Here is an 11,480-nt window from a genome sequence, read left to right as displayed (position 1 = left end):
CTCTCGTGAACGTCCACGGAAATTGGGAAAATCTTGCAAAAAGGAGCAATCAGTTGTCAACCTCGCGGTAAAGCGTGGCCAGATACACGTTGAGGGTGCAGAAACCTCCCTTGCCATGGGACGAGGCGACTTGAATACCCGTCATCACGCTGGTGTTGCCAGCCAGGGGAACATAGGACTGTTCCTGACTCGATCCGCCAATGACCTTGGAAAATACCGTGCCTCCGAGAAGACCACCATCAACAGTCGTCGTCGTGCCACCTCCGTCGGTAGTCGAAACTCTTTCGACACCGGCCATGTCCAATACCTGGTAGTACAAGGTCAGGTCGCTCAAGTTGTTATTGCTTTCCCGAAATCCAATGCCGGTCAAGACACAACCGCTTGGGACCGTTCCAAACTGTTCAAACTGATCCTTTTGAAAGTTGCTTTGGTCGCCCTTGACAAAATAATAGACCTGTCCCGTACCCAGGTCCGTCACCTGAACCCCGATGCGGGTTACGTGCGTGTCTTTATCGATGCGTGCCCCAAAACCTGTCATCACCAGATAGGGAATGCGGCTTGCCAGCGAAGTCCCGACCAGATCCACATCGATATTCCAGGAAAGAGCCGAAGAATTGTTTCCGTCCGAGTTGGGCGATTTGGTCCACACCGGGGTAGTGTGCCTGGGGGTGTACAAAGACTCGAAGGCACTTTCAAGATTCTTGGCCCGTGTCGTCTGATCGGTACAAAGATTCCAGATGGGCGTCAGACCACCGGCCATGAAATCCACGATTGCTGGAGCATTCATGACCGATTTGGCCCAGGTATCCCAGTCCTGGTTGTTGATAAGAGCGTTCTGAGCCGTGACCGATCCTCCAACAATCTCCAGGGACGAGTCTTCCTGAATATTTTCCTCCCAGGATGTGTCGCTCGAACTGACCGTCGTGGAAAAACGCGCCTGCCCCACGGCATTGTTGTATTTGGCTTTCGCTTCGTTGGTGAATGTCGTTTGCGACGAATAGGTCGTGGTGCTGGAGTAACAGTTCATACGGCATTCTCCACCCAATACCACGCCGGTCACAAGATGGCTGCCATAGGTCCGGAACAGGGTCTTGATCTGGCTGGAACTGTTGGTGGTATCGTTCAAGGCGCTGTAAAAAGCACTCGTGAATGTAAGGGTGGATGGATTTTCCAATCGGGCAATTTGAGAAGAATAGTTGTCAACCAACCGATAAAACTGGTTGCTCGACGTGGCGCGGGTGGTTTCGGAATACTCCGACGATACCGATGCCGCAAACGCCCCATATTTGACCGATGCCCCCACCTGCAGCGACAGGTTGCTCTCGAAACTCTGGTAGTTGCTGCCATACACCGAAAAAGAAGAAGCCTCGGCCACATCCTGGAAGGTGCAAATCCTGGGATAGGCATAGGTATTGTTTCCGACCTTTTGTTTGGTCTGACTGTCCGAGGAAAGGGTCCCATCGTTGAAATCGACCAGATCCTGCACCACGCACTGCACGGTAGCCAAGGCGGATGCGTATTTTCCATAAATATTATAGGTCCAGCCAAGTACGTCCATTCCTGGAGTATTACTTATGGTTGTGATAGAGGAACTCATGATTATCATTCTCCATCTTATCATTGTTAATAGGAATATTTATTACTCGTATCATTGTACTCCTTAAAATTCCGATATTCAATATCAAAAAGATCAACGAATAATTTCGGTTGGCTGTTGCCCAGTGAGGGACATCTTGCACGGTAACCACAATACCGCTGGGACCGGAAACGATCTGGAGCAGGGAGAGAACTGGAATGTGGTGGGGAAATGAATGGAAATTTAACGAAAGAAATACCGGAAAAGATTGGCAAAGCAAGTTTTTTCCAAGAAAAACCGGCCCCTGCCACTGTTTTCGACCGTAGTCCCGTCTCAGGTCTGTTGCCACCATGTATGGACTGAGGCCAGTCCACGGAAAGACTGATCCTCATCCAGGCCGTAACCCGCCAGACGGACATCAGGGACTTCAAAGCCCAGATAACTGATCGGAACCATTGCCGAAGGATCGACGGTCTTGTGGAGAAGGATCGCAAACCGAACCGAGGCCGCATGATGTCCCATGAGCCATGACTGCAATTTTTTCTGACTGCCCCCCGCATCCATCAAGACATCGACCACAATCACCTGCCGTCCCCGAATCAATGCTGCCCCTTCGAGGACCATCGGAATCCCATCCTGCCGCGGCCAGGCGAAGACGACCGGCCATGGCTGGTCAAGCGCCTTAAGCAGGTCGGCGGCAAACATGAATCCCGATTTCATGGCAACCACGATGACAGGAGGCTCCGCCATCGCCGTGGCCGAGGAAAAATCGGCCAGAATCCTCCGGGCCATGTCCTCGATACACGATCGCAGATGTTCCCGATCGATCAAGGGCCTCATCTCGGACAAGGGTTCCGTCCGACGATTGTTCATCATTGGCGATCCCTTCCCTTTCCCGGTGGATAGCCATGATTTTCCATGTTTTTTTCAGCCACCGAACGATCGAGATACCCAATCCCCGCCTCGATCGCCAGACGATATCCGATCGCCCCCAATCCTGCAATCTGACCAAGGGCAATATCGGCGATGTAGGAATGATGGCGAAACGGTTCTCGGCGGTAAACGTTCGAAAGATGGACCTCGATGACGGGAATTCCGACCGCCAGCAAGGCATCGCGCAGTCCGACCGAGGTATGGGTCAACGCGGCGGGATTGATGATGATCATATCGACCATTCCCAGGGCGGCTCCGATCCGATCAAGAAGCGCCCCTTCATGGTTGCTCTGAAAAAAATCAAGGTCCACGCCCCATTCCAGCGCCGCCTTGCGGCAATCGCGTTCGATCTCTTCCAGGGTGGCCGCGCCATAGATCGATGGTTCGCGACGTCCCAGAAGATTCAGATTGGGACCATTCAAAACCAGAAATCGCCACCGGGAATCAGACATGTCGTACCCCTTTTTTTCCTTCTTCGCGAAGCGTCCCGCCAAAAGCGATCAAACGATCCGCAAGGCGATGCCTGCCGACCTCTGGGAGGGCGTCGCTCTGTATTTTCATGCGACGGCGCAGACCATCCAGACGAAGTTCGATTCGTTTGGCCGGATCCATTCGGGCCAATTTCTCCAGTCGCATCCGTTCGAGAAAACGCAGCAACGGTTCCTCTTCCCGATATCGAAGCTCTTTCGTCCCAGTCTCCTTACAGTGTCCCACCTCCCGGATCGTCGCCAAAAATTTCTCCAGACGGGTCATCGTCGCATTCCTTGCATTCTCGATGGCAACCGCCTCCGGGACATAGGCCTCCAATCCTTCAAGAATACCATCGAACGCCCGCAAAGCCGCACGGCTGATCTCACCCAGCGACCCCCGCACCTCCCGACTGAATGGTTGATCGCCACAAGCGATGAAACGTGACAGAAGATACCATTGTGCCACCCGTTCCGGCTCGGTTTGCAACACGTGGTCGATGACATCCCAGGCATCGTCAAACCTGTTGTCTCGTATCAGGTCCATGATCGACTTCAAATAATCCAGTTCCATCATTATTTCCCCCCTTCGAAATCGTCGAGAAAAATCGGCGCAATTCTGACAAATAATGAAACCTGGGGCAAAGAAATTATTACGGGTCCAGGGGCGAAGCCCCTGGTGGGGTCCAGGGGCTTCGCCCCTGGTCATGCAGAACCGGCAATGCGTCCCGATCTTTTCGCAAAAACCACGCGGGAATCTTGCTTCGGGTGAAAGGGGGCGTGGAAAAACAAAGTCAAAAACAAAGTCAAAACCCTGGGGGCAATCCCCCAGACCCCTTTTTTTTTTCAATAATTTTTTTTCGGTTGGCCGACAGGATCCCGGCCAACCCGAGCGCCTCCCGATAGGAACGTCCATCCGCCACCCCCCGCCCGGCAATGTCATAGGCAGTCCCATGATCCACACTGGTGCGGATGAACGGCAATCCCAAAGTGACATTGACCGCCTCGCCAAAAGCCAGCATTTTAAGGGGAATCAACGCCTGATCGTGATACATCAACACAACGGCATCATAGGAAGCACGCGCCCGCTCGTGAAAAAGAGTATCGGCCGGAAGCGGTCCCACCAGGCCTGGACCCAAAACGTGTCGCAAACGGTCACAGACAGGAATCAACAATTTCTCTTCCTCGTGACCAAAAATCCCCCCCTCGCCGGCATGGGGATTGAGACCGGCAACAGTCACCCGAGGCCGGGCGATGGCAAAATCGTCGATCAACGCCTGCCATGTGGTCATGATACATTGTTCAACGGCATCCCGAGTCAGGGTCGAAGAGACACTGGCCAGGGATTGATGGATCGTCACCGGCACCACCCGCAACCCCCGACCGGTCAACATCATCACCGGATGAAGAGATCCAGCGCAGGAACCGATGAGTTCGGTATGCCCCGGAAAGGAATATCCCGCCGCATGCAAGACACTTTTATTGATGGGGGGCGTCACCATCGCCATGACCCGACCCGCCTGGGCCAGCCGGCAACACGAAAGAATACTGTTGACCGTCGCCGCGGCAAAACGGGGATCGGGATGGCCAGGAAGCCATTTCTCCACAGCCCCGCCCCCTTCGACAGGCAGAATGGAAAAAACATGCCCCGGCAACGTTGCCGCCATCTCGGGAGAAGCGACCTCGACCATTTCCAGATCAAGATGAAAATGCCGCGCCATCTTCCTGTAGACCTCGGGATCCCCCACATGAACCCGACGCGGCAGTGGAGAAAAGCCACGCAGAACCAGCTCCGGCCCAATGCCGGCAGGATCCCCCATGGAAACCGCGATCAAGGAAATTCCACGAAGGCCCGCAGGCGCAAATCCCGCAGCCATTGCTTGTAGCGATCCTTGGCCTTGGTGGCAAGAAGGCGTTGTTCAAGCATCGGCTTTTGCGCCTCGAACGAACTGGGGCTCAAGGATTCCCTGTCCTCCAGCTTGATCAGATGCCAGCCAAACGGAGTGCGAACCGGGGCGCTGACCTCCCCCTTTTTGAGGGCGCCCGTCGCCTTGTCAAAGGCCTCGACCATCGCCCCCCGCTCGAACCACCCCAAATGACCGCCATCACGGGCAGAGTTGGCATCCTCGGACACCTCGGCGGCCCATTTTTCGAACGGTTCGCCATCCTCGATCTTCCGTCGGACCTCCTCGATCCGCGCCCGCGCCGCTTCCTCGGAACGGTTGGCATCGACCTTGACAAGAATATGTCGCGCCTTGAACCGCTCGCCCCCCGGACGCGACTCCAGACCGACCTCCCGCAAACGCCGGTCAAGCATCTTGAAAATATGAAACCCCTGGGGAGAACGAAGCGGTTCGGATACCTCCTCCTTGTCCAGATGAAATACCGCACGCTCCAGGTTCTCGGGCAAATCACCCTTTTTGAACCATCCCATGTCGCCGCCACTCAGGCCCGAGGAGTCACTGGAAAACTGACTCGCCAAAGCGGCCAGACTCTTGCCCTCGCGCAACGACCGGGCCATGTCCAACGCCTTCTCCCGCAACCGATCGACCTCATCGAACGTCGCTCCGGATGGGACCTCCAAGAGAATCTGTCCAAGGTGGATTTCCTCTTCCCGGCTCTGATCCCGCGCCATCTGCTCGAAAAGAAGGCGCATCTCGTCGTCGGTAACGGAAATCAGAGGATGAATGACCCGTTTCATCAACCGGCTTTCAAGAATCTGATCGTTCAACTGCCTGCGGTAACGAGCATAATCGATCCCTTCCCGCCGCAAGGCATCGGGAAGTCCACCGGGTGGCAGTTTGTTTTTTCGTTCCAACTGACCGATGATGTCATCGATGTCGTCATCCGTCACGGTCACCCCCAACTGCGCCGCCTTCTGGTCGCGCAATTTGCGGACGATCAATTCATCCAGTCCCCGCTTTCTGAGCGCCTCCAGGTCGAATTCCTCCCCCTTTGCGCGCAATTTTTCAAGCGCCGGGGTAATCAGATCGTCCACCTCCGACAAGGTGATGATCTGGGGTTGAACCGGTTGATCGCTGATGACCTGGGCCTCGACAACCGCGACAATCCGATCCAATGGCCCGCCCTGCAAGACCGTCTCCCCGGATGCGGAAGATGGGGCATCCCCGGAAACGGCCCGAGATCCATCCTGGACACGTCCGTTATCCTTCTCCTTTTCCGGAACCGCCCGAAAGACCCGAGACGTGCCCGACGAAGATCCCGTTGCGGACCCCTTGGACTCCTGGGACGTGACCGGTTGCCCCTGAATTCTGCCCGGATGTTCCATCCGATCCCTCGGGTCGGCTGCGTCAACCACCCGCGCCGCCACAAAAAACCAAGCCAGGAACGCCAGCAACGACAAAACCCCAACCCGGCGGTCCCAACCAGCGCCCATCCCGAACCCGCGGACGCCGGAAATCATCGTCCCATTTTCCCTGGAACTCCTGGAAACCTCAGACCCCATAATCGCCGATCCCTTTCAGTCCAAGAAACAACCCAATGAACCCGCCACCATGATTGTCGGTATCATGGGCCAGGTTGCGTCCCCCTTCGAGGCTCAACTTCCAACATTGATGCTCGTAGGCAAGCCCCGTCCGCCAACTCTTGATGGTATTCTGATTCAGGGAATAACTTGCCTCCTGGCTCCAGGACCATTGTTCGTTCAAACCAAGATGGGTATCGATCACGGCATCTTCCAGGAGCGATCCCGTGTTTTCCATCATCACCCCCGTTGGCGAAGGCTGATTGTAATGGTATCCCAGGGCAATGCTGTCCCTGCGTGTATGAAACAGCGACAGACGGACAGAAGTATTTTCGATTTCCTGGACATCGGGGTCGTAACGGTTGGTGGCATCGATCTCCCAACCACCACGCAGACGCAACCCCATGGCCGATACCACCTGTGAAAAATCCTCGCCCTGCTGGTATTCACGGGATCCTTCGGGCGCCCAACGCTGACCAAGACTCACCTCCGCGCTCTGCCACAAGGCATCGGCAGCGCCATGGTTGAGCAGACGCGAGGTCAGGGCATAGCCGATACGATGCCCGACGCTGATCCGATCCAGTCCGGAGAAGAGCGAATCGCCGAACAGATTGGAAAAGGCAAAATATCTCTGGGTGGCGTCGTAGTTGGGCAGCAGGCTCTGATCGGTCGCGGCGCTATGGGCATATTCGATCCGGGGTTCCAGGGTATGGATCGCGAAGCCGGGATAGGCGCGGAACAAACGACTCGAAACGCCCGCGCTCACCGTCGAGGATTCCCGGTGCTGGGTACTTTCGAGATCCATCCCCGTCTGCGCCGGATCACCCTGGATCATGTACGCCGTTTCACGCAGTTGTCCACGCAGGTCGAGCCGGAAAACCCCCAGTTCCCGAGAATACGCCACCGCCGGAGCGGCATCAAAGCGCTGAACCGCGTCTCCCGATTGCTGATAGAAATGATCCAGATGAAATTCCCGCTGCAAACGCCAGCGATTGCCGTCAAGGCCGTCAAAAATCCAGCCATCGGGAAGGGCATTGAGGGGTTGACTGTCGCTGTAGACGGCAAAAGGAAGACTCTGAACCGTGAACCGGTCATCGGTCGCCTCCAGGTCCTGATTCCATCGCGCCCCAATGCGAAAGGCGGAAAAACCGTCATCGTGAATGACGTTGCGCGCCGCAGTCACATGGGATTCAAGCCGTCGCGCCGAGGTTTCGACCAGATTCTGATGAAAATCGTTGATATAGTCGCGGGTCTGGCTGTGTTCCCCGCGGGCGGTCAGATCCCACCCCCACTTCCGCCCCTTGTGGTCAAACGTGGTCAACCCGCGCCACGTATCCTCAAGGTTGTCCTGGATTTGCTGGGTTTGGATCCCACCTTCGTATCCCAGACCGAGATAACGGTATTGCATCTTTCCCATGACCCCCCTGCGGGTAATGGGACGAACCGCCAGAGTCAGGTCCTGTTGCGCGGCCAGATTGAAATAATAGGGAACTTCGAGCTCGAAACCATTGCTGTCTCCGGTACGAATGTCCGGGGTGAGAAACCCACTCTTTCGCTGCTTGTCCACGGGTTGTTCCCACCAGGGCAACCAGGCGATGGGAATCTCGCCGACATGGAACCGGACATCCCGGGCAATCAGGGAATTTTCCTTGCGGTCGATGTCGATTTCGCCGGCGGAAAGTTTCCATGGAGGGGGATCGCATTCGCACTGGGTGTACCAGGCCTCTTCCATCCGCAGGGTGTCGGGACCGTTGAGATCAACCCCCCTGGCACCGCCACGTCCCCCCTCGCCGGCCATGTCCATGGTCACCGCGTCGAGATGACCACTCCGGGTTTGGGTATTGTAGACCGCCTGCTCGCTGGTAAAGCGGTTTCCCTGGTGCAGAAGATGAATGTTGCCCTTGGCGCGAAGCTCGCGGCTGACCCCGGAATACCCCGCCTCATCCGCCTTGAGTTCCAACGCCTCCCCCTGGAGGATCCGGACGTTTCCTCTGGCGACGATGCCCTGATTTTCCCGATCCATATCCAGGGAATCGGCATGGACATCCATGGGTTTTTCCGGTTGATCCTCCGCCTGTCCCATTCCGGCGGCCAGTGTCAGAAACGCGGCCAGGCCAAGGACCCAACCCCGAGAAATCGATCGGGGCCGGATCGTCTTGTCGGCGTCGAACGGGTCGATACAGTGCCGAACCATCGAGGAAGCCTTCATGAAGTGCGATTGATGGAATTCATTTCGCGAAAGACATAACGAAAAAAAACAGGCGGATGACCGTAACGAACGTTCTTTGTCGTCACACCCGAGACCGTCGGGAGTCTAACAGGGAACGTACCTGTCCCACCAGATATAACGAACCCGTGACCACGATTTGTCCCCCGGCGGGGGTCACCGCCAGGGCCCGGGACCAGGCATCGGCAAAATCCACGGCTTCAAAAGACTCCTTGCCAGATTTGCGCCACAAAGAGGCAAGGACATCCGTCGGACATCCTCGTCCCGCCCCCACCATCACCGCGACCGCCCTGTGTACCGAGGGAGCCAGGATGTCGATCATGGAATGAATGTTTTTGTCCCGCAACGCCGAAAAGATCACGGTACGCCGTCCCGGAAGATGCGGGTCATCATCGAGGAATCGGGTCAATGCCGTCATTCCCAAAGGGTTGTGGGCGCCGTCGAGAAGCAGGTCGGGATTTCCCGGTACCCGTTCCAGGCGTCCGGGCCAGCGAACCCCGGTCAATCCCGCCGCGATTGCCTGGGAAGAAATATCGATGCCCCGATCCGCCAGACGCCGCGCTGCCGCCACGGCAAGCGCGGCATTTTCAAATTGATGCCGTCCTGGAAGTCCCGGAAGCGGCAGCTCGATCCCTCCCCGGTCGTCTTCGAACCGCCATTCGCCCCCCATTTCCGGAACATCGAAACGATAGTCCCGTCCCGGAAGAAAAACCGGGGCATCGATGGCACGTCCGCGGGACAGGAGGAGATCCTGGGCCGGACCGGGGCCACAACTGGTCAGGGCCGGGACGTTTTTTTTCATGATACCCCCCTTCTCGCCGGCGATGGTCACGATGTCCGTCCCCAGTTCGGTCGTATGATCCAGGCCGATGGCGGTGATCAGGGTCATCAGGGGAGCCACCACGTTGGTCGCATCCAATCGCCCCCCCATTCCCGTCTCCAGCAGCACCAATCCCCAATCCGATGGCCGGTCCGCACCCCTCCGGCCAAATCCCTGATCGACGAACAACAAAAACGCCGCGACGGTAATTTTCTCGAACCAAGTGGCGGGGATGTCACCCGCCGCCGCCAACACCCGCTCCAAAGCGCGGGCGATCGGTTCGTCATTGACATCCCGCCCCTGAATCCGAAACCGTTCATTGAACCGGACCAGATGGGGTGACGTATAGGTGGCGACACAAACCCCCTGGGCCAAAAGCATCGCTTCGAGAAAGGCGATCACCGAACCCTTGCCGTTGGTCCCCGCCACATGGATTGCCCGAATCTCCCGCTCGGGATGACCCAGACGTTCCAGAAGCGCCTCGACCCGGTCCAAACCGAGATGAATCCCTGGCACCGTGGCCAATGCCATCCGGTCAAGAACCTGGGTTAAAGGTGACATCATGGCGTTTTTTCCGAAACGGAAGAAAAATAGAAATACCAAGGAAGAGAACGCTTGGAAACGGGCCAAAAACCGCTCCAGGAGGGAACAACCCGGTCCCATTATTGATAGAGATTGCATGATATGCGCCAGTGCGGCAGGATAGGTCGTCTTTTCGACGCACCGCCACACCTTGCTACAGATCGACCACTTCGACCGAATCGATTTCCAGTAGCGGCAGAAAACGGGAGGCCACTTCCCGAAATCGGGGGGCGGCATCGGTCACATGGAAGCGAACCGATTCCCTGCGGGAGGAGGGAAGAACGATTCCCGAGCCCAACAAGCGGTTGAGTTCGACTGCCACTGCCTGCGCCGAATCCACCAGAAGGGTCCGCGGTCCCAACACCTGGGCGATCTGGGGCTTCAGAATGGGATAGTGGGTACACCCCAGGATCAGCACATCGACCGGATCATCGATCAACGGTTGCAGGCTTTCCCGGATCAAAAGGTGGGTCGAAGGATAGGCGGTCCATCCTTCCTCGACCACCGGCACGAACAGGGGGCACGAAAGCGAACGTACCGGACATTCAGGAAGCAACAGGTTCAAGGTTCTGGCATAGGCATCGCTGGCAATGGTGGCGTGGGTGCCAATCACACCAACCTTTCCCCCTCCCGCCCCCAGTGCTCCCACCGCCGCCTTGCAACCCGGTTCGATCACACCGATCGCCGGTGTGGCACAATGGGCACGCAACGCCGGCAGTCCCAACGCCGATGCGGTATTGCAGGCAGCCACCAGACATTTGACATCCATCCGCAACAAAAACTCCGCCACCTGGATGGTATAGCGCTGCACCGTGGCAGGAGATTTCGTTCCATAGGGGACCCGCGCCGTGTCCCCCAGGTAAATGAACGTCTCCTGGGGAAACCGGGCAAGCAGTTCATGAAGGACAGTCAGCCCGCCAACTCCGGAGTCGAACAGGCCAATGGGCCGATGGTCATAAGGATAACTCATGGCGAAAGAGTGTAGCGGGAAATGATGGCAATGAAAACGGTTGCCATCCACCACCGGGTCTGTTAGTTTGCTTTATACCAGACGCGGATGTGGTGGAACTGGTAGACACGCTGTCTTGAGGGGGCAGTGGCGAAAGCCGTGCCGGTTCGAGTCCGGCCATCCGCACCACCCCTCCCCCTTTCCCAAGAATCCGAACCTTCCGTTCCGTTGGGTCCTCGCCTGCGGCAGGTGGCGGGGGCGGTGGTGCCGGAACTTCGGCCATTACCCTTTCCGACGCAGTTCAATCCGTAATGAGTCAACACTGCCGCTCACACCCTGTCCCCACGCACCAAAAAGGTTTGCGAAATTCCGGGGACACAACACCAAATTATTGGAATTCCAGAGTGCCCCTTCCGATTGGTTCACCCTGCCAGATTTTGGA

The 11,480-nt window shown here is 56.9% G+C and carries 9 protein-coding genes and 1 tRNA gene; 1 reads left to right on the top strand and 9 read right to left on the bottom strand.

Annotated features, from left to right (window positions below; translation table 11 throughout):
* Positions 1-49: 49 nt before the first annotated feature.
* The 9 genes from HQL76_13845 to HQL76_13805 all read right to left on the bottom strand — a co-directional run bounded on the left by HQL76_13845 (position 50) and on the right by HQL76_13805 (position 11,059).
* Entirely contained in the window at positions 50-1,597 is a 1,548-nt protein-coding gene (locus HQL76_13845; GenBank protein ID MBF0110247.1) for a hypothetical protein, read from the bottom strand.
* A 312-nt stretch (positions 1,598-1,909) separates the two neighbouring features.
* Positions 1,910-2,452 carry a hypothetical protein gene (locus tag HQL76_13840; protein MBF0110246.1) on the bottom strand — a complete coding sequence of 181 codons (543 nt, stop codon included), beginning with the start codon at positions 2,450-2,452 and terminating at the stop codon, positions 1,910-1,912.
* Positions 2,449-2,961, bottom strand: a complete 513-nt coding sequence (aroQ, locus tag HQL76_13835; protein MBF0110245.1) for a type II 3-dehydroquinate dehydratase — start codon at positions 2,959-2,961, stop codon at positions 2,449-2,451. The genes HQL76_13840 and aroQ overlap by 4 nt, the downstream gene beginning before the upstream one ends.
* The gene (locus HQL76_13830; protein ID MBF0110244.1) at positions 2,954-3,553 is read right to left on the bottom strand and encodes a hypothetical protein; all 600 of its coding nucleotides are present in this window, start codon (positions 3,551-3,553) and stop codon (positions 2,954-2,956) included. Before HQL76_13830 ends, aroQ begins: the two co-directional genes overlap by 8 nt.
* Before the next feature lie 229 nt (positions 3,554-3,782).
* On the bottom strand, positions 3,783-4,853 hold the full coding sequence (gene pdxA / locus HQL76_13825) for a 4-hydroxythreonine-4-phosphate dehydrogenase PdxA (protein MBF0110243.1): 1,071 nt from the start codon (positions 4,851-4,853) through the stop codon (positions 3,783-3,785).
* Positions 4,808-6,400, bottom strand: a complete 1,593-nt coding sequence (locus HQL76_13820; protein MBF0110242.1) for a peptidylprolyl isomerase — start codon at positions 6,398-6,400, stop codon at positions 4,808-4,810. Before HQL76_13820 ends, pdxA begins: the two co-directional genes overlap by 46 nt.
* 31 nt (positions 6,401-6,431) lie before the next feature.
* Positions 6,432-8,654, bottom strand: a complete 2,223-nt coding sequence (locus HQL76_13815) for an LPS-assembly protein LptD (GenBank protein MBF0110241.1) — start codon at positions 8,652-8,654, stop codon at positions 6,432-6,434.
* Between the two features lie 97 nt (positions 8,655-8,751).
* Complete coding sequence (locus HQL76_13810; protein ID MBF0110240.1) at positions 8,752-10,071, bottom strand: bifunctional folylpolyglutamate synthase/dihydrofolate synthase; 1,320 nt, start codon at positions 10,069-10,071, stop codon at positions 8,752-8,754.
* A gap of 172 nt (positions 10,072-10,243) precedes the next feature.
* The gene (locus HQL76_13805; protein MBF0110239.1) at positions 10,244-11,059 is read right to left on the bottom strand and encodes a glutamate racemase; all 816 of its coding nucleotides are present in this window, start codon (positions 11,057-11,059) and stop codon (positions 10,244-10,246) included.
* 83 nt (positions 11,060-11,142) lie between these two features.
* On the opposite strand from HQL76_13805, the gene HQL76_13800 reads away from it, so the two are divergent.
* Positions 11,143-11,227, top strand: a tRNA-Leu gene (locus HQL76_13800).
* The last annotated feature ends 253 nt before the right edge of the window (positions 11,228-11,480 follow it).

Source organism: Magnetococcales bacterium, assembly GCA_015228815.1.
GTDB lineage: Bacteria > Pseudomonadota > Magnetococcia > Magnetococcales > UBA8363 > UBA8363.
This window is presented reverse-complemented; position numbering and strand designations above follow the sequence as displayed.